At 40.9% G+C, this 19,739-nt stretch carries 19 protein-coding genes and 1 other annotated feature; of the genes, 3 read left to right on the plus strand and 16 right to left on the minus strand.

Annotated features, from left to right (window positions below; all coding sequences use genetic code 11):
* Nucleotides 1–123: 123 nt before the first annotated feature.
* A complete protein-coding gene (locus ED605_RS05630; protein WP_121977927.1) occupies nt 124–762 on the minus strand; it encodes a hypothetical protein in 639 nt (212 codons plus the stop codon).
* A 654-nt stretch (nt 763–1,416) separates the two neighbouring features.
* On the opposite strand from ED605_RS05630, the gene ED605_RS05635 reads away from it, so the two are divergent.
* Together ED605_RS05635 and ED605_RS05640 are read left to right on the plus strand one after the other, a co-directional pair.
* Nucleotides 1,417–1,656 (plus strand): hypothetical protein, encoded by a 240-nt coding sequence (locus ED605_RS05635; protein ID WP_121977928.1) that lies wholly within the window; start codon nt 1,417–1,419, stop codon nt 1,654–1,656.
* A gap of 736 nt (nt 1,657–2,392) precedes the next feature.
* Nucleotides 2,393–2,602, plus strand: coding sequence for a hypothetical protein (locus ED605_RS05640; RefSeq protein WP_121977929.1), 210 nt, complete (start codon nt 2,393–2,395; stop codon nt 2,600–2,602).
* A 366-nt stretch (nt 2,603–2,968) separates the two neighbouring features.
* On the opposite strand, the gene ED605_RS05650 is transcribed toward ED605_RS05640, so the two are convergent.
* Nucleotides 2,969–3,904, minus strand: a complete 936-nt coding sequence (locus ED605_RS05650; protein ID WP_121978310.1) for an alpha/beta hydrolase — start codon at nt 3,902–3,904, stop codon at nt 2,969–2,971.
* A gap of 299 nt (nt 3,905–4,203) precedes the next feature.
* Between ED605_RS05650 and ED605_RS05655 the strand changes: the two genes are divergently transcribed.
* Nucleotides 4,204–5,046, plus strand: coding sequence for a prephenate dehydratase (locus ED605_RS05655; RefSeq protein WP_121977931.1), 843 nt, complete (start codon nt 4,204–4,206; stop codon nt 5,044–5,046).
* Here ED605_RS05655 and ED605_RS05660 read toward each other — a convergent pair.
* The 14 genes from ED605_RS05660 to ED605_RS05725 all read right to left on the minus strand — a co-directional run bounded on the left by ED605_RS05660 (nt 5,043) and on the right by ED605_RS05725 (nt 19,735).
* Nucleotides 5,043–6,047, minus strand: a complete 1,005-nt coding sequence (locus ED605_RS05660) for a ketopantoate reductase family protein (RefSeq protein ID WP_121977932.1) — start codon at nt 6,045–6,047, stop codon at nt 5,043–5,045. The two genes, ED605_RS05655 and ED605_RS05660, sit on opposite strands and share 4 nt — an antisense overlap.
* A gap of 96 nt (nt 6,048–6,143) precedes the next feature.
* Nucleotides 6,144–6,388, minus strand: a binding site (T-box leader).
* Nucleotides 6,389–6,467: 79 nt separating this feature from the next.
* Nucleotides 6,468–7,280, minus strand: a complete 813-nt coding sequence (locus ED605_RS05665) for a transporter substrate-binding domain-containing protein (RefSeq protein WP_121977933.1) — start codon at nt 7,278–7,280, stop codon at nt 6,468–6,470.
* A 3-nt stretch (nt 7,281–7,283) separates the two neighbouring features.
* On the minus strand, nt 7,284–8,033 hold the full coding sequence (locus ED605_RS05670) for an amino acid ABC transporter ATP-binding protein (protein WP_121977934.1): 750 nt from the start codon (nt 8,031–8,033) through the stop codon (nt 7,284–7,286).
* A 12-nt stretch (nt 8,034–8,045) separates the two neighbouring features.
* Complete coding sequence (locus ED605_RS05675; protein ID WP_121977935.1) at nt 8,046–8,744, minus strand: amino acid ABC transporter permease; 699 nt, start codon at nt 8,742–8,744, stop codon at nt 8,046–8,048.
* 496 nt (nt 8,745–9,240) lie between these two features.
* Nucleotides 9,241–9,999 (minus strand): amino acid ABC transporter ATP-binding protein, encoded by a 759-nt coding sequence (locus ED605_RS05680; protein WP_121977936.1) that lies wholly within the window; start codon nt 9,997–9,999, stop codon nt 9,241–9,243.
* Nucleotides 9,932–10,675 (minus strand): amino acid ABC transporter permease, encoded by a 744-nt coding sequence (locus ED605_RS05685; RefSeq protein WP_121977937.1) that lies wholly within the window; start codon nt 10,673–10,675, stop codon nt 9,932–9,934. The genes ED605_RS05680 and ED605_RS05685 overlap by 68 nt, the downstream gene beginning before the upstream one ends.
* Nucleotides 10,676–10,690: 15 nt before the next feature.
* Nucleotides 10,691–11,494 (minus strand): transporter substrate-binding domain-containing protein, encoded by an 804-nt coding sequence (locus tag ED605_RS05690; RefSeq protein WP_121977938.1) that lies wholly within the window; start codon nt 11,492–11,494, stop codon nt 10,691–10,693.
* A gap of 28 nt (nt 11,495–11,522) precedes the next feature.
* Complete coding sequence (locus ED605_RS05695; protein ID WP_121977939.1) at nt 11,523–11,942, minus strand: GNAT family N-acetyltransferase; 420 nt, start codon at nt 11,940–11,942, stop codon at nt 11,523–11,525.
* Nucleotides 11,943–12,088: 146 nt separating this feature from the next.
* On the minus strand, nt 12,089–13,126 hold the full coding sequence (locus ED605_RS05700; protein WP_121977940.1) for a D-2-hydroxyacid dehydrogenase: 1,038 nt from the start codon (nt 13,124–13,126) through the stop codon (nt 12,089–12,091).
* Nucleotides 13,119–14,300 carry an amidohydrolase gene (locus tag ED605_RS05705; protein WP_121977941.1) on the minus strand — a complete coding sequence of 394 codons (1,182 nt, stop codon included), beginning with the start codon at nt 14,298–14,300 and terminating at the stop codon, nt 13,119–13,121. Before ED605_RS05705 ends, ED605_RS05700 begins: the two co-directional genes overlap by 8 nt.
* Nucleotides 14,301–14,698: 398 nt before the next feature.
* On the minus strand, nt 14,699–15,880 hold the full coding sequence (locus tag ED605_RS05710; RefSeq protein ID WP_121977942.1) for a trans-sulfuration enzyme family protein: 1,182 nt from the start codon (nt 15,878–15,880) through the stop codon (nt 14,699–14,701).
* 382 nt (nt 15,881–16,262) lie between these two features.
* Complete coding sequence (locus ED605_RS05715; RefSeq protein WP_121977943.1) at nt 16,263–17,258, minus strand: M48 family metalloprotease; 996 nt, start codon at nt 17,256–17,258, stop codon at nt 16,263–16,265.
* Between the two features lie 20 nt (nt 17,259–17,278).
* The gene (locus tag ED605_RS05720) at nt 17,279–17,827 is read right to left on the minus strand and encodes a LemA family protein (protein ID WP_121977944.1); all 549 of its coding nucleotides are present in this window, start codon (nt 17,825–17,827) and stop codon (nt 17,279–17,281) included.
* A 525-nt stretch (nt 17,828–18,352) separates the two neighbouring features.
* Nucleotides 18,353–19,735, minus strand: coding sequence for an MFS transporter (locus tag ED605_RS05725; protein ID WP_121977945.1), 1,383 nt, complete (start codon nt 19,733–19,735; stop codon nt 18,353–18,355).
* Between the last annotated feature and the right edge of the window lie 4 nt (nt 19,736–19,739).

A 19,739-nucleotide genomic window follows, 5' to 3' on the forward strand; every position in this document is an offset into this window, starting at 1 on the left:
GAAAAAAGCGATTCATTGGCAGTTCACAACCGCGGATGCCCGCATTAAATTGCGCTCCTTGTATCCCGATATTACGCTCGTAACTGATTAGTAAATTTTTAAGTATATCAAAGATACGTTACACTAGGGCCATAGTATCGTAGGAACCTGATCCGACCGACGATCTTTAAGATATTCCTTAACCTCTTTCAAGGACTTTAGTGCTACTGTCTTTTGATTACCATTGAGATTTTGAGCAATCTTAGTCGCTCGAATCAAGTCATTCTGATATTTTTTAAAATCAACTTGGCGATAATGTGTTGTATTAGGATATTTGGCATTAACGCTATTAATCACGCGTTTTTCCTGTTTAATAATCGGTTGGAGCTGTGGATCCAAACTATATTTATTATAAACACCAGCGTGATCAATCCAGCCTCGATAACGACCAGATTGAGAAACTACTTTGTATTGGAGACCATTTTGATATTGCCAAACACGATAGATTTTAAAATTGGTTTGACGATGAATCAGTTGACGAAGTGTTTTATGAGTCGTTATTCTATAACGATTTTTGCCTGTTGGTTCACTCCAAAGACCATCATTATTCCGATCTGGGTCCAATCGAAAAACATACCCCTCTTTAGATAACTGAAGGCCCCAAGAATCATTAATGTTTCCTACTTGGTAACTATTTTCATCCGACTTAGCATTAGCGATTGGCATGGCAATTAATACCAAAAGAACTGTCCCGCAACTTAGAATAATCTTTTTAAGGGACATAACGATCACCTCGATTTTTTAATACCAGCCATTTGCTTCCTCCCAACATTTCTTAAAAGCGGTTTCATTTTAGCTCAAAACCAATTATATGCAACTATATGAATCTTTATATTTTAACTTCACGTTCATATTCATCCAGCCTATTGGGGTCATCCCTTTACAGATCTTACGTTAAACGAAAAATTCCGCTTAAAATTAAGTTCTCTATTCATGAGAATGAATGATGGTAAGTTGTTAACTTTGTGTCCAATTAATGTATTGTTGTTTTACGACGAATTTCAGATACATTTGTGGATACTCACGATTGAGTCGATTACGTACATAAACACAGTCTCATTCGTTATTTTAAAATATAATATTTACCTGAAAATAATTTAATCTAAGAGAAAATTAGTCTGGTTTCGCTGTATTAATTCCCCTTTAATGTGCAGAAAATTAAACTAGATTTACACATTAAACTAATGCGCCACATCTTTGATAAGCTAAATCATTGTACTGATTGCGACCAAGCTAACCGTTATCAAGACCTTCAAAAAATTTTTAAATGGAATAGATTTCTGAGACACAGAACCTACCCAAAAATGGTCTCTTAATGTAAACTTGTAAGGTATATTTCAGAGAATATTGAAAAGTAATTGAAAGAGAGGAAAGTAGATGCGCTTATTACTGATTTCGTTTATTCTTGCCCTATTATTGTTAATTTATTTGCAATCTCGAGAAATAAGAAAACTTAAAGCGGCTATTACTTTTGATAAAGACACTTTGATACTGGAAGCTACTACCCTATTAAAAAGTTATGACGAGATTATGACCATTAAAAAGTTACGTCAGAAATATTACCCGCTTAGTTTGCTCCAAGCCAAGAAAATCGTTGATCAAGCAAAGCTAAATTAATAAATAGTGGCTAAGAGACCTCAGACGCTGCTATTAAAAGGGTTAATCTATCCTTAAGTGAGATGAAAATGAATCCCAATTTTTGAGTATGGTCTGGGCCAGTAGTTTACCTAGCTTCATTTGTGATCATTCCAATGAACAACAAGTTTATAACCACAAATAAAGACTGTTGCCAGGTAGCCGATCCAAGCTACTCTTAATAAGGTTCGCGATCCTATTAAAGAATAATAGTCAACGCAGTACATCAGCACCATTAGTACGATGATAGTCAAAATATAGCGATAACGTATTTAACTCACGGCCTTTCTGTATACCATTTCTTAGCTTTTATCATGATTATCAACAAGCCCCACAGTTTCACCTCGTGATGGCTTGCTGCTTTTAAATAAATCGGGAGATAAAGTGAACATTCAACTTAAACATTATCTGACCAAAGTGTGGTGATCCCACGAAAAAAGTTTGAAATAATTTTGAAAAAACTGTGAACAATCGGTGAATTACATTTGTTTAAAGCATTTATCAATTTAATTAGTTATAAAAATAATACTTGTAAGTAATATTATGTTTGAAGTATAATCGTTAATATAGAAAGAGAAACTAATTAGCTATTATGCACAACATTTAACAGGTATAAGAAAAAGGAGCGCGATATCGCAACTCATTAAAATCTTTACTACACAAAGCAAAAGTTGTCCTAATCGATACTTCCACGATGCTAATATGAGGAGGTGAAAACTTGAAAAATTTCTCTATTTCATTCAATCACCGATTCTTTACTAGTTTTAGCTTCTATTTCTCGTTAGTTTTTGTTGGAAGAGTGATTTTCAAATTACTTCAACACGACACATCAGAGATTGCCTGGCCAGTTTCAGTTGCGATTGTCCAAGGAGTCTACGCTTTTACCAGTATTAAACGAATTAAGAACAGAAAGGGTGATCGCCAGTGAAGAAGTCGCCAGTTTCTTTCAACAAGAGATTCTACAAAACTTCAAACTTCTATTTTTTCATCTGGTTTGTTGTGGTATTATTCATTAAACATTACTATGGCCTTTTCGGATTGATCATGTTAATCCTGATACTTTTTGTTCAAGGGATCAGCGCCTTCGTTAATATTGATGACGTAGATGATAATGATAGTAGCAGGCATCCGAAAACGGTGCCCCACTCAAAACCAACAAAGAAGTAAACTTACTAAAGCATCAATTAAGGCCGACATCAGCAAATCTCACGTTAGGTTTGTTAATGTCAGCCTTAATTTTTGAACCGCTCAAATAGTCTGATGGCAGTTACTAATTGTTAAATCTCCAGTGCATCTATTTGAAATAGGTCTTTAAAAACGCCGTTACCCGCTGCTTATAAGCCGCTGGATCATACCAAAAGCTCTCGGCATGGGTGGCCTTCTTAACTACCCATAGCTGTTTAGGCGCGTTGGTGGCCCGATAATTTTCATACGCCATATGAACGGGGACGTAGGTATCTCGCCCACCATGGATGAACAAAATTGGTAAACGATTCTTGGCAAGTTGCTTGGTCGATGACACATCATCCAGTGAAAAGCCGAGAAAATGGCGATTAATGCCACTAACCAATGGTTCCACTGGGTATTCCGGCAAATGAAATTGCTGCTTCAACAGGTAGGTCAACTCTTCTTTGATGCTGGCATATCCACAATCGGCGATCAATGCTTTCACCTGTGGCGGTAATGTTTCCCCGGAAATCATTTCAACGGTCGCCCCACCCATGCTGACGCCGAACAGTAAAATTCGACTATCCTGGCCAACATGCGAGATCACTCGCTGAATCCACTGCAAATAATCCAATCGATCCAACCAGCCAAAGTTAATGTACTGACCCGAACTTTCACCGTGGCCGCGATCGTCCGGCACTAATGCGTTGAAACCCATGTCGTGAAACATCTTGACATAGTTAGCCATTGTTTCACGATTACCCTTATAACCATGGGCAACAATGACCGTATCCGTGGTTGGTGAGTCGGCCGGGATAAAGCTGGCAACCACCTTATTCTCCGGTGACTGGGCATTTAACGTCCATGTCTGGGAAGGCACTTGCTTCATCCAATCAACGTAGCGGTAATAGTCGTCAGCATATTTTTGCTTTTCTTTAGAAGTCGGCGGCACATGATCCACCCGCTCAAAAGCATATTTGAATAATCGATAACTCAACCAAAAACTTCCGGCGGTCGCAGCCGTTAGCGGAATTAATAATGGTTTAACAACTGATCTTTTCATCTTCATTTTAAAAATAACCTCTTAAATCTTAACAGCCTATTTTAGGTATCCATTTTCGAAACATTAATAGTTACTCATTATAATCATTTTTCACAAAAATTGACCGAATTTTGCCCAATCTTAAGATTCCCGACAAAACTTCCCCCTGATCTGCCAAGCAGTGACATGCCAACTTAGCTGATCAGGGGGAAGTTTTTGAATTCAATGACTCATTTTTCAAATTCGTTCAATCCATGAGATAATTGTGAAAACAAATCCAATAAGTATTCATCATTTAACTATCGTGGAGGAGACAATTAATGAAATTTTCAGTTCTCGGTCCTGAAGGGACTTTCGCTGATGCGGCCGCAAAGGCCTATTTAAAAACCCAGCCAGATACCCATATAACGTTTGATTACCACCCCACTTTTGATCAGGTTTATCAAGCTGTTAACGGAAACAACATCGGATTATTGCCATTGGAGAATCAACTCGATGGCTATGTGTCCGCAACTCTTCAACGTCTCCAAACGGCCGATGTTACGGAAATCGGTGAGATCACTATTCCAGTTAACTTTGGATTAGTGGCAAACGTGAAGCGCTTAAATGAAATTAAGCAATTATATGTGCAATTTAAAACAGAAGGGCAATGTCAGAAACTATTGGCCAAAATCCCCGATGCCCACATTGTGACCACGTCTTCCAACATGGTCTCGCTCAACAAGTTTTTAGCCGGTCAAGCTGGAGAAGCTGCTTTGATTCCCCAATCTCAAATGGCGAATCAAAGTGCTGAACTAATGATAAATCAGGTCGCCGATCAGACTGATAATCGAACTCGATTTATCATTTTTAAAGCCCAACCGGCCAAGCTGCCAACTCTTGCCAAAACGACGCTCAAAACCAATCGTTTCAAGGCCCCGCTATTTGTCACACCGGCAACCAATGACAAACCGGGAACCCTTTATGACATTTTGGGCTACTTTGCCAGCGTTAACTTAAACTTAGTCACCCTAATGTCATTACCGACGAAAAACCAACTGGGAGAATACGCGTTTTACATTGAAATTTCAGGCACGCGCGATCAACAGGAGGAACTATTCGCAACGCTTCATCAAATGGCTGCCAAGTATCGCGTTCATCCCCTTGGGTTCTACGCCGATTAAGCCGTTTGAGCTTGACGATTTGGCTCAGCCAATGCCTCAGCTGCTCGTTTTTTAGCTTCATTTTGACGATGGAATTCAGCTAAATGGACAGCTTGAGTAACGAACAGATGAGTTGCCGCTTCATAATGGTATTTCCGACCTAATTTGGCAATGTAGCCGTTAATGTAATCAACTTCTGTTGGCCGATCTTTAATCATATCCTGGTACATTGACGGATAGTGTAACGGCATGTCAATTCGGGTGTTATGGTCCAGCGCGGCCATTTCCTCGTCCCGGCTTGAAACCAATTTAATTCCGGCCCGGGCACAAATATCGTAGGCTTCGTCAATCAACTGGCGCCCCATTTGGTAGGCTCCCGGGAAGTTGCCAAATTCACCCATCGGAATTTCAAACATGGTACAGATGGTGTTGATAACCGAATTAAAAATAACTTTGGTCATCAATGTGCCGGTAAAATCGTCCGTCAACGTTGGATGCATTTGTGCTTTTTCCAGTTCATGGAAGAGCCGATGCGTCATTTCATCCGGTTTCTCATTTAATGGGCACATATTCATCATGCCGGCGCCACGCTTGCCCATAAAGTCAACCTCACCCGGTCCTGGTAGAACCGTCGCAATCAAGGCGGTCCCACCAATGATCTTGTCATCGGCAAAGTATTTCTGCAGCTTTTCAATGTGCCCCATTCCGTTCATACAAGTGAAAGCATATTGCCGATCATTAAAGAGGTGGGCGCATCGCTTTAAGTAGTCTTCCAGCTGCATCTGCTTAACGAAAAAGATGAACATGTCGGGGTCGCCGGTATAACTCTCCGGTGTCTCTAATTTAATTTTGGTCAAGTGCCGATCTTTGTGATCTCGCATGACGTAGACGCCACCCTGTTCACGGATCTTATCAATATGTGGCTGCCACGTATCGATAAAAGTGACGTCATTGCCGGCTTCCTGCAGTAGAATTCCGTATCGTAATCCCATCGCGCCCGCACCAATCATTGCAAATTTCATAAACATCAGCCTCCAATTTTTAATGTTCCCAACTAACAACTTGATCACCAGTTAAAATTTCGATTAAAAAAGCGCCCCCGATCTTCTCTATGAAAGATCAAGGGCGCTTTAGCACGGTACCACCTTAATTTACAGTCTGCTCACACAAACTGCCTCAACATGTACGGCCGAATTGCTTCGACGATACACCGGCACTTTAAGGCGTGCTCTCCGTAAACACTCATTGCTTCGCATTTACTGCTCAGAGGTTACTTTCGCTTCACTCATCATTGTTCCTTCTCACTTAACCGGAACTCCCTGAAATGATTTGACGAAGCTACTCTCCTCTTCATGGCATCTTTTAATCGAAATTTTAATGTGACTTTAATCTAACGCACATTATTTTAATTGTCAACCAGAATTTTGAAATTTTTTAGCCAGTTACTTTTGGGTGATATCTTCACCAAAGTACTTTTTCGATAATTTAGTTAAGGTGCCATCTTTTCGTAACTGTTGCAGGACCTGGTTGAACTTGGTCTTTAATTTGGTATCCTTTTGGTTAAACATCGCTGAAATTTTAACCGGCTCAGCTTGTGAATCGGCAACCTTGTGATAGACCAGTCCTTTGGTGGAATTGCTCTTAGCATAAGCAAACCAGGCTTCCCGGGCATTGATTGCACCATCAACTCGGCCCTGACGAATTAGTGCCAGTGAAGTGGTAAAGTCACCGGATGGCACGGTTTTGGCACCCAGCTTTTTAGCTTGCGTTTCATTGTTGGTGCCGGTGCCTTCAGCCAGCTTCTTGCCCTTAACATCTTTCAGCGTCTTGATCGACTGATTACCCGCCTTAGTAATCAAGGCATATCGCGAGTAAATGTACGGTGTTGAGAACAGGTAGGACTTTTTGCGTTCCGGTGTTTCGGCGATATTGTTCAAAACAACATCGTACTTATTGCTACCCAGACCGGCAATCAAGCTATCCCACTTGGTTGGGACAAAGTTGGCTTTCAAATGCATCTTCTTGGCAACTGCTTTACTCAAATCAACCTCAAAACCGGTCAACTTGCCGTCTTTTCGATATGAATAAGGTGCATAGGTGCCTTCAAGCCCCACGGTTAACTGTTTGCTTTGCTTTAACTCTGATTGATAGCCCTTTTTGCTGGAACTATTTGAGCTGCAGGCTGTTAGTAAAACTCCGGCAGCCACAACTCCCAGTGCCAAGCCAATTCGTTTTATATTCTTTCCAAACTGCATTGTTTATTCCTCCAAATCTGAAAACGTCATTGCCAAAATAAAGTCCAGGATGCGCTGATTCTTTGTCGCAAAGAAATCGTGCGTCGAACCATCAAACAAAATTCGGCCATCCTCTACAAAGATTATTTTATCAGCAACTTGCCTTGCAAAGGCTAAATTATGCGTCACAATAATCATCGATTGCTTCTCTTTAGCAATTTGCAGCAAAACTTTCAAAACTTCCAGCTCAAGTTCCGGATCCAGTGCGCTGGTTGGTTCATCAAGAAAAATGTACTTGGGATGCATCGCCAAAGATCGGGCAATGGCAACTCGCTGCGCCTGACCACCGGATAACTGAGCCGGATACACATCCGCCTTTTCAGCCAAACCGACTTTTGCTAACAACTCAGCCGCTTGCTTGTGAGCTTCGGCTTTACTCTTGTGCAACACCTGAACCGGGCCTTCCATGACATTTTTAATCACGGATAAGTGTGGAAACAGGTTATAACCTTGAAATACCATTTCGGTTTGCCGCCGAATATTTAGAATTGTCTGACTGGAAACCGGTTTGGCTAAATCAATGTCCAAATCATCGAAGTGATAATGGCCGGATTCCGGTTTCTCCAAAAAATTCAATGACCTTAGAAGCGTTGATTTTCCGGAACCTGACGGGCCCAAAATGACGGTCGTTTGATTCTCCGGAAAGGTCGTTGAAATTGCCTTTAAAGCTTCATGGTTTCCAAAAGTTTTCGTTAGGTTTTCGATCTTTAACATGTTTCATCCCCCTTATCGACTTGTTGTAACGTAACGGGAGGTTATCTTCTCCAAATACCCTTGCAACCACGTCAAAATCGTACAGAAGATTGCGTAATAAACGGCTACCAGACTGTACATAATCAGCGGTTGATAATTCTGTGCAGCAATTTGTTGGCTCACCTCAAACATTTCGACAATCGTAATTGAAGCAGCCAGCGAGGTATCCTTTACCAGGCTGATAAAGCTATTAGCCAGTGGTGGCAGAGAAATTCGAATCGCTTGGGGTAAAATAATCCGCCTTAAAACAACCGATTTGGTCATCCCAATTGAGTAGGCTGCTTCCCACTGCCCTTCTGGAATTGACAGGATCGACGCCCGAATGGTTTCCGAACAATAAGCGCCTGTGTTAAGCGAGAACGTAATCACACCGGCCACTACCGGATTTAATTGGATGCCATTTGGAAAGACCCCCTTTATCTTTAGGTAAGGTAAGCCAAAGTAGACGATAAACAGCTGAACCAGTAGCGGCGTACTTCGAAATAGCCAAACATAAAAGCGAAAGATTGCTTTTAAAATCAAAAAAGCGCCCCGCTTGGATGATAGCCGAATCAATGCTGTAAATAGGGCAATGATCAAGCCGATAATAAATGAAACAATGGCAATCGGAATCGTATACTTAAGTCCGGCTGCCAGTAATTGAGGCGTCGATGATTGAATAATATGCCACATGATTGTCCAATTCCTCCCTTTAAATAACTCATTAATTTGATTGATCAAACCGGTTCTACTGAACCATTCCACTTTTGGATTTTTCAGTTTAATCCCCGATCAGTCATGGTGTGACTTAAAAGAGCTGTCCTATAATAACGGCTTTCTATATTATCACAAAAAGGTCGTCCCTATGCACATTTAGTATGCAGAGGGACGACCCGACTGAGCCGTGTTACCACCCGATTTTGTATTGACGTCATCCGTCAATACCTTAAGACACCTTCATGCCCGGAATGGTATCGTGATTCCCACGTATCTCAAGCTTGCACCTGCGATAGTTAGCTCCGAGTTCATCTTCACACAAGTTTGCGGCCGTCTTCTCACTAACTGACAGTCTCTAATCCGCAAACTATTGTCCTACTCTTCTCATCAACACATTAACGTTTTTTTCTCCAAATAATACTAACAATTTTATAGTGAAAGTGTCAAGAATTAGTTTTAAAGCGCTTAATTATTATAAGATTGGTTGATGTCGATTTTCCAATGAATTAACGAAATCGGAAATACGTCCATTTCCTTTTACTGATAAAAGTGTTTTAGCTGGTCCTTGATCAATCACTTCGCCATTTTCAATAAAAATAGCTTGATCCGCAATTTGCCTAGCGAATTCAATTTCATGGGTCACAATAATCATAGTAATATTTTGCGAAGCCAATTTTGCGATGATGTTCAAAACGCTCGAAACCATCTCTGGATCCAAAGCAGAAGTTGGTTCATCAAATAACACCACCTTTGGTTTTGAAATCAGTGCCCTGGCGATTGAAACTCGTTGTTGCTGACCACCAGACAATGTCACTGGATATTGATTAACAATTTCGCTTAGTCCAAACTCATTCAAAATGCTTAAAGCTAATTGACGGGCTTCATCAAATTTGGCGAGTTTGTTGTAAATCAACGGCGACATGACATTTTCTAATGCCGTTAGATTTTTAAATAAATTAAATTGCTGAAACACCATTGTCGATTTTTGCCTAAATTGCTTGACTGTTGATTTTGAAATTTTCTTTGCACTAACAGAAATTCCATCAACTTCCAAACCGCCTTCGCTTGGAAGTTGCAAAAGATTTAACGTTCTCAATAATGTAGTTTTGCCAGAACCACTTGGACCAACAATGGCAGTTACAGAACCTTCTTCAACTTCCAGGTTAACGTTCTTTAACGCTTGTTTGTCGCCAAGTATTACCGATAGATTTTTGATTTTTATCAATGCCATTTGCAATCCTCCTGTATGGTGCTTCCAAAGCATTTTCAACCAGTTTTTGCATCCACGAGTAAATAATGATTAACACCCAATAAATTAGCCCGACCGCTACATAAACCTCAAAAAAGCGTAATGATGCGCTCGCTAGTAACTTTCCATCCGCAAAAATTTCAGTAACACCGAGTGCAAATGCAAGTGAGGTCTCTTTTAATAACGAAACAAAAGTGTTACCTGTGGCTGGCAATGCATTCAAGGCAGCTTGTGGCAGAATAATGCTTAAAAAGATCCTTGAATAACTAAAGTTTAAGGACTCTCCTGCCTCAATTTGCCCTTGATCAACTGACGAAATTCCTGCCCTAAATATTTCAATTAAGTAAGCAGATTCTTTAATTCCCAGTCCAACAATTGCTGCTGTTAATGCCGGAACGCCTTTAAAAATTGGTATAATTTCTGGAAAACCATAATAAACGATAAACAATAGCACTAGTGTAGGAATTCCTCTAAAGAATGAAACATATAATTTTACTAACCATTTTAATGGTTTAACAGCATACAAATAAGCTAAAGTTAAAATACCGCCAACTAACACCGAAATGATCATTGCAAACACAGCCATCAGTAACGTTAATGGAACGTATTTAATAAGCTGTGGAAATAAATTAAAAAAGTATCCCCAGTCAAATTTCATCTCACACCATCATCCTTATTTTGAAATTACCTTAGTAATATCGTATCCAAAATACTTATTTGAAATTTTATTCAACATTCCATTCTCTCGGATTTTCTTTAATCCCTTGTTAAATGTGTTCCTTAGTTGCTTACCTTTTTGGTCATCTTTAAAGGGATAAGCAACATCTGTAGAAGAAGCATTTCCTCTTACAACCCGCCACTTCAAACTTTGATGTTTAATAATCGCACTCAGTGTTGCTCGAGAATACAGCAAGCCATTTACTCGGCCAGTGATTAAAGCCTGAATTGCTTGATCGCGTGTCTCATAAACTTTGATCTTGATTTTTGAATCATACTTTTTAAGTGATGCAATGAAGTTGTTACCGGCACCACTAGTTGCTACAGTTTTACCTTCCAAGTCCCTTAGCTGTTGATATTTAGCATTACTTTTAACTGCAATATTGGTTGTCTCTCTGTTATAAGGAGTTGAAAAAATGTACTTTTGTTTTCGTTCAGGGGTTGCACCAATATCATTAGCAACTGTATCTGCTCTTCCTGCATCGATCTGACCAAAAATGCCATCAAAATCAGTCACTGTAAATTTAACTTTATATCCCTCTGCTTTTGCAGCCGCTTCAGCAACTTGCACATCGTAACCTGTTAACTTACCATTTTGCTTGTAGGCGTTGGGGAAAATAGTACCTGCAGTAGCAATCTCAATTGTTTTGCCACTACTGCTTTGAGCTGAGCTTTTTTTAAACAGAAAGGCACCACCTACTACCACAACAATAGCAATAACCAATCCTACGATCCATAATGTGTAATGATGTTTTTTCATATGGCTTCTCCTTCCTCTAAACGCCTAATTACAAATCCAAATCTAAGTACTCAATATCTGGTCGCGTCTTAAATCCCTGATGCTGCCAAAAAGCCTTTCCATCTACATTATCCGCTACCACAAACAAGCCAATCTTATCAATATGCTGTTGTCTAAATCCAGTCATCACTTGGGCCAGTAGTTGGCTTGATAGATGATGCCCTTGATAGTTTTTAGCAACCGCAACGTGATACAGATAGCCCTTTCGCCCATCGGTTGCACCTAATGCCGTTCCAACAACCGTCGCTTGATCAACAGCTACAAAACATAAGTCAGGATTCTGATTCACTACCTTGGCAATTCCCCGTTCTGAATTATCTAAAGAAGCTAGGTTCATTCCTGGAACCGATTGCCAAAGTGCATAGGCGGAGTCATAATCCGCAATTGTCATTTTTCGAATTAACACCATTTTCTATTCTTCACCTTTCTAAACGCTTTAATCTTCGGGTGTTAACCGCTTTTGTCCGCTCACTTTTCTTAGGACAGCTCCCAAAAAGCAACACCACTGCGTACAAGAGATTGATCGAAAAAAATCCAAAACCGGGATTTTCCCGATCAACGTCTTGTACTCCGGGTGTTAACCGCTTTTGTCCGCTCACTTTTTATTTCATGTCGACTTTGCCGGCCCTCAATGATTGCCAGTGTATCATCCAACGATTGCTTGACCATATTTTCGACCGCAATATCAGTGAAGAAACCAATATGTGGCGTCAACAAAACGTTTGGCAATTTCTTTAATTCGTTATACAGCGGTTCCGGCGTTTGTTTATCAAATTTCAAATTAAAAATATTAGTTTCATGCTCCACAACATCCAGCGCAGCACCGGCTAATTGGCTTTGTTGAAGCGCCGTTATTAACGCCTCCGTATCAACAACCGGTCCCCTTGAATCGTTAATTAAAAAAGCCGTCTGTTTCATCAAATTTAATTGCGGCTCCCCAATTAAATGTCGATTTTGTTCGGAAAAGTATACGTGCACGGTTACGATGTCGGATTGCCGATACACGCTATCCTTTGTGGTATAGGTCAAAATCCCCTTCAAGTCATCCCGAGGTGCCAAAAGATCATTGCCAAGTACCGTTGCACCAAGTGCGTGAAAGATTTTGGCAACCGTCCCACCAATGCGACCAACCCCGATAATACCGATGGTTAACTCCGATAGTTCACGTGATCGAAGACCGTTAACAATATAGTCATTTTGACTAAGTCGCTGATTAAACTGCGGGATGTGCCGGACCAGCTGCATGACCTGGGTTAAAACGAGTTCGGCCACAGCTGGTGGTGAATAAGACGGCACATTGGTAAGTTTAAGCTGATTTTGTTTGGCCCATTCCAAATTGACCGAATCAATTCCTACCGATCGAATTGCCAACTGTTTGATGCCAAACGCGTGTAACTTCCGATATAAGTCCGGGCGTTGACTGAGGACACTACGCTGTTTGTAGTCAATCCCATCATATCCTTTCGCCTGGTCAACTGTCTCGTCATGCAATTCATAAGGAACGCTATCAACTTGAACGTGATGTTGCGTAGCCCATTCATCAATAAACGGCTGCTCATCATCACGAACGTGGTATGCCAGAATTTTAGTCATGAATCGGCCTCCCCTCAGATTTAATTGAATTAAAATAAGTCAATAAACTATGAGCGCTCTGGACAAAATAGTCGATGGCAGTCGAAATCGTCTCATCCTCACCCACAAACTGTGGATCATGCAAATCAGCTGCATCAGGTCGGCCATTAGAACCGATAAAGGCAAACGTCCCTGGAATTTGGGCTTCAAAAGTCGCAAAATCTTCTCCAGTCATCGTTAGTTCCGGCTTAATTACAGGCGTTTTTAAGCCCTTTTTCACAACTGCTGTAATGGTCGAATCGTTGTGAATCGGATAGGCACCCACACTCCAGTCAATATCAGCGGTCTGCCCAAACGCGGCAGCCGTATTTTGCACAATGTCATAAAATCGCTTTTTAACTAGCGTCGTTTGCTCATCCGAAAAGGTTCGCACGGTGCCTTCAAAGGTGGCTACCCCAGGTAACACATTCCAGGTTTTCCCAGCTCGGACCTTGGTGACACTGAGGACCACCGCGTCAAACGGATTGTTATTTCGACTGACAATCGTTTGAAGCTGTGAAATAATCGCTGCCTGTGCGACGATCGGATCACGGCCCTTCTCAGGACGGGCACCGTGGGAACCAGCCCCGTGAATGGTAACTAGGAATCGATAGCAACCGGCCATTAACGGTCCTGCTTGAAGGGCAATCTGACCGACAGGCAAGTTGGGATTATTGTGAAACCCGACAATTGCCTGAACACCGCCCAAGACGTGCTTTGCCAACACTTGATCACCCCCATGACCGGCTTCTTCTGCTGGTTGGAAGAGTAACCGAACCGTGCCCTTTAGTGATTCCCTTTGGGCGTTCAGTACATAAGCAGCCCCCAGCAAACTGGAAAAATGAAGATCATGGCCACAAGCGTGCATGACGCCAGGGGTTTCGGATTTAAATGACAGATTGGTTTGTTCCTGAACTGGTAATGCATCAATGTCAGCCCGCAATGCAATGGTTGGCCCAGGTTGTTTCCCCTTAATTTCCGCTAATAATCCTGTAGCCAAAGTGGTGGGCACAATTGGAATCCCCCAGTTGGCCAAAATCGCTGAAATCTGCTTAGTCGTTTCATACTCTTGATTCGATAATTCCGGATGACGATGAAACTGATGTCTTAAATTAATAATTTCTGGTAAAATATTTGTCTTAGTAATCGTTGTCATTTGCTTAACCTCACTTAAATGCTTGTTTAACGACTTGGTCTAAGTCGTTAATCAGGTCTTCACTATCTTCCAACCGACATACGACTGGCTGTCACGTCGTTTTTTAAACAATCGAGTCAATTTAGATGAAAAAACGCCCCACTGCCTCAATGACAGAAGGACGCTCTTGACGTGTTACCACCTTTATTTAAGCTTCTTTTCACAAAGAAACCCTTTATGAGAAACTAATTTCTCCAGCCGGATAACGGCGGTGGCCGATCATGTCTAATTAGTCGACATCATATATGTGCTCACGAACCATTCTTCGGAAGTGATTGGATACCGCTTTTCATCACCTGCGGCTCTCTTGAATCCAATTAACCACCTATTCATTCGCTTCAAAGCATTCAATGATTATTTTATTTTTCTGATGCTTTCACCCTGATACTTTGTCTAACTGACAAGCGGTCCAAGCTCTGCGAAAGGTCCTGAATTAAATCTTTAGGGTCCTCAATACCCACAGATAAGCGAACCAACTGATGGGTAATGCCCGCTGCCAACTGATCCTCCGGTGACAATTCCGCGTGGCTCATCTTGTAAGGAAGCTCAACCAAGCTCTCGACAGCCCCTAAACTAACCGCCAATTGAATCAAATTAAGCCCCTCGACAAATTTTGTCGCCTTAAGTCCTTTTTGCAATTCAAACGAGACGATGCCACCATAACCGTTGGTTTCAGCACTGGCAATTTCGTGGTCCAAGCTGCCTGAAATGCCCGGATAGTAGACTTTGGCAATTTCCGGTCGACTTTGGAGGAATTTGACGATTTTAGCAGCATTACTTAAATGGCGATCCATTCGAACTGCTAACGTTTGAATCCCTCGCCGAATCAAATTAGAATCTTCGGGCGAAAGTACTGAACCGATACCGTTTTGATTAAAGTAAAGACGATCAGCAATCTCCTCATTCTTAACCACTGCGATTCCGGCAACCACATCCGAGTGGCCCCCTAGATACTTAGTCGCCGAGTGAACGACAATGTCGGCTCCCAAATCCAGTGGGCGTTGCAGATATGGCGTTAAAAAGGTATTGTCCACAATCGTCAGTAGGTGATGAGCCTTGGCAACTTTAGAAATAGCTTTAACACTGGTTACTTTCAACAATGGATTAGTGAACGTTTCAAAATAAATCGCCTTGGTGTTCGGCTGAATGGCTTTTTCCACTGCTGATAAATCTTGCGTATCCACTTCTGTAAATTCCAGATGCCAACGTTCAAAGAATTGATTAATCAGTCTAAATGTCCCACCATAAATTGAATCGCCAATGATAATGTGGTCACCTGGTGAAAAAATTGAAAGAACTGCGTGAATCGCTGCCAAACCAGACGAAAAAGCAAATCCTCGAGTACCATCCTCAAGTGCTGCGATTTGGTCTTCAAGGTAATTGCGGGTTGGATTGCCAGACCGTGAATAATCCCATCTTACTTTTGAATCAGCTCTCGGGTAAACGTAAGTTGATGAGTTATAAATCGGCACATTAACCGCACCCGTTTGATTATCGTGTTGTGATTTTCCGTGAACTAACTTTGTATCAAATTCAGACATTATAATTCCTCGCTTTCCATTAAAAAAATCGTCCCCGCACAGTTCAATCTGTACAGGGACGATTTTCATCGTGTTACCACCCATTTATTCGTACCAACGTCACCGTTGATACCTCTAAGACACATTCATGCCCGGAATTTTATCGTGATTCCCACGTACCGCCAGCTTTCACTTTTGATAATTGCTCAGAGCTCATCTTCAGGAAATTTTCCAGTCCACCCTTTCACCAACGATGGTCGCTTTTCAACTTTACTAGTTTCCTTACTCTTCTCTTCGTCGCAAATGACTATTAGAATTCAATTAAATTTCTTGCCATGAATACTACCGCGACTGAGCGACCATGTCAAGTCGATCTTTAAAAAAGATGCCCAAATCGTCTTAACTATCGTTCACCCAATAGGCGCTTTAACCGCGCAATTCGTTCATCCAACGGTGGATGTGTATCAAACATTCTTACTAAAAAAGGTGTTTTGCCATGTTGATCAGTTGGTTCATTAATGTATAGTGCCGCACTCTTGGCTTCAGGATTCTTCATTGGCGTTGAGTCGTTTTTTAAGACCTCCAACGCATCAATCAAGCCTTGAGGATCACGAGTCAAGTTAACTCCGGAAACATCGGCTAAGGATTCTCGCTGGCGGGAAACGGCAAACTGCATAATTTGCGCGATCGGCACACCAACAATTTTAACGATCCAGCCGCCCAGCCAAACGATAAAGCCAAAGGCCAGCACTGCCAGCCAAAAATAACTTGAGTCCTTGGAATCCCGATCACGATCGCCAAAGAAGCCCAACCAATTGCCACTTCGCATCATGCCGATTCCAGCAATAATCATCACCGCACCAGCACCGGCAATAAAGGTCGTTAAGGCAACCGTTATAGAAGAAACCCGAATATCATAATTTTTAATATGCGAAATTTCGTGAGCCAGCACCCCTTCAAGCTCTTCTCGATTCATCATCTCTCGAAGGCCACTGGTAACCGCAACAGCCGCATGTTGCGGATCCCGGCCGGTCGCAAATGCGTTGGGAGCCTGCTCGTCCATTAGATAAATATCAGGCATGGGAATATGGGCAGCCATTGACAAATCACTGACAATATTGAACAACGTTGGATCATCTGACTCTTGAAGTTGATGGGCCTGACTGGATTTCATTAAAATATTGGTGACACTCATGTACACAAAGAATGTATAAATTGCTGCACCAGCCAAGAAGCCCAACATTGTGTAGACGGGAATTTTCATGTCCGGCTGATCATCTTGGTAGGCAAAAATCAGTCCCAATAGAAAGCCGATTACGGCAATCAGAAAGATGAAACCAATCAACACCAGCCACGTCCGCCTTCGATTTTGGGTGATTTGTTGATTAATCGTTTCCATTTACGAAGCTTCCTTTAACGTTAAAATTTCATCTTTGGAACTTCTTTTGAACCTTCGGGGGCTTCCAAATAATCACGAACTGGGAAATTCCCAAATTTAGCAATCACGTTGCTTGGAAATGTTTGTAACTTGTTGTTATAAGCCATCACATTGCTGTTATAGTTTTGACGTGAAAAAGCGACCTTATTTTCGGTATTGGTCAACTCTTCCTGTAATGACAGAAAGTTTTGATTAGCTTTTAAATCTGGATAATTTTCCGAAACGGCAAACAAGTGACTAAGTGCGCCACTCAATTGATTATCGGCTTTGACCTTATCAGCTAAACTGGCATTTGGATCAGAAATTGCTGCCCGCATTTGGGTAACCGTTGTTAAGGTTTCTCTTTCGTGTTTTGCGTATCCTTTAACTGTCTCGAGTAGGTTAGGCAGTAAATCTGCTCGTCGTTGCAATTGAACGTCAATTTGACTCGCTGCTTCGTCAACTAAATTTCGCTGAGAAACAATGCCGTTATACAGAACAACGAGTATGATAATAATGACTAAAATTACGCCCAAAATAATCCATACCATTTTTAATATCCTCCTTGGGGTCTTTAGTATAAACATACCATATAGACGGCAGAATACAACATTAGGTGACTGCGTTCTAAAGTAATCTTTAACTATTGAGAGTTAACACTTAATTGATGATTCGGAGGATTGTATCAACCAGATCAGCTTTCGGGAACTGGTTCACAAACGGTTTTCATAAGGTTTGTGAACCTCAAAAACGAATTTTTGGCTTTAAATCAATACTATAAAATAAGTTCAAAAACTAAATCGCAATCTAGTTTACAAACCTGTTTGCAAATCAGATGAAACTAAAAAATGGCTTTCATTTACTCTAATCAGCCATTTGCGCTCTAGAAGCGAGATCGTCTTCAGAGGAAAAGTCTTTTCTCAATAAGTACTCTTGATAAAAAACTCCCTTTTGATGCAGCACTCTTTTATTGAAAATTAGAGTTGCATTACAAGGAGAGCTTTTACTCCATGAATAGCAAAAATTAATTACTTATCCAAAACTTTTTTAACGTTATCTACACAAGGTTTGATTTTCTAAACCTTTTGTTTCGCTACAAACTTAACTAACAAGAAGGCGGCTAACACATACAAACCAACATTAATTAGGAATGTCATTTGGATAATTTCGTTCCAGTTTGAGCCTAAGTTAGCGATTACCATCCCCATGATAGCTGTTCCGAATAACCCACCGATTTGTTTATTGGCATTCAAAGTTGCCCCAGCAATACTTGAATATTGCTTACCTGAAGCTTGCATTAATAATGTAGTACTTGCTGGAACAACTACGCCAATTCCTATACTCATGATAGCAAAATTGATGATAATAATCCAAGCAGGAACTGGTTGCGCCAAGAACGAAATTATAAACATTGAGATTGCACCCAATAATGTCACTAGGGTGGCATAAACCGCTAATTTCTTTGATCCAATTGTATTGGCATATTTAGTATAAAATAGGTTTCCGATGATTAGAACTGTCATCCCTGGCAAAATTAACAGTCCAGCAATCATAGAGGATAAATGCAATGCCATTTGATAATATAACCCCAAAACCAGTACAATTCCATACAACGAAACGTTTGTTAAAAATCCCACTATGTTCGTCGCTGTGAATTCTGGTTTCATTAGTAACCGTTTGGGGATAATTGGCGCTGAACTTCGTTTAACTTTAATGACAAATAAGATTCCAAATAGGATAGTTGCAATCAAAAACGAGAGAATTCGCCAACCGGTATACCCAAACTGATTACCTTCAACCAGAAAAATAACTAAGCTTGAAATTGTTAATACTAGTAGTAAGTTACTTACCAGGTCAATTTTAACATTCGTCGTTAATTGATCCCGGTCAACTGTCATCAAAACATATCCAACAGTCACAATACCAATAGGTACATTAATTAAGAAGACGCTGCGCCAACCAAAATACTGAATCAATGTACCACCAACAAATGAGCCAGTTCCGGTGGCTACGGAAATAATAGTGGTCCAAATTCCTAACATCTTTGGCAATTTTCCAGTAGCCGAAAAGCTTTGATATAAAATCGCCATGGAGGCTGGCATAAACAATGAAGCACCAAATCCTTGGACAAATCGTAACAAGATCAGTAATTCAATATTCCCAGCCAATGAACATCCCAACGAAGACACGATGAACAACGACATCCCCGTTACCAACATTTTACGAGCACCAAATTTATTAGCTAAATTTCCAGCTACTAATAAAAAAGTTCCTAATGCCAAGGTATACGCATTGATAATCCAAATCGAATCACTAATTGAAACAACCAAGAACTTTTTGATTTCAGGAACTGCTAAAACAACTCCAGTAGTATCTAAAACTGCCATCACAAATCCTAAGGATAAAATAAATAGCAAAGTCATTGATTTTGCCTTAGCAGACTGCACTTCTTGTTCCATTAAC

The sequence above is a fragment of the Lentilactobacillus raoultii genome (assembly GCF_900411375.1).
GTDB lineage: Bacteria > Bacillota > Bacilli > Lactobacillales > Lactobacillaceae > Lentilactobacillus > Lentilactobacillus raoultii.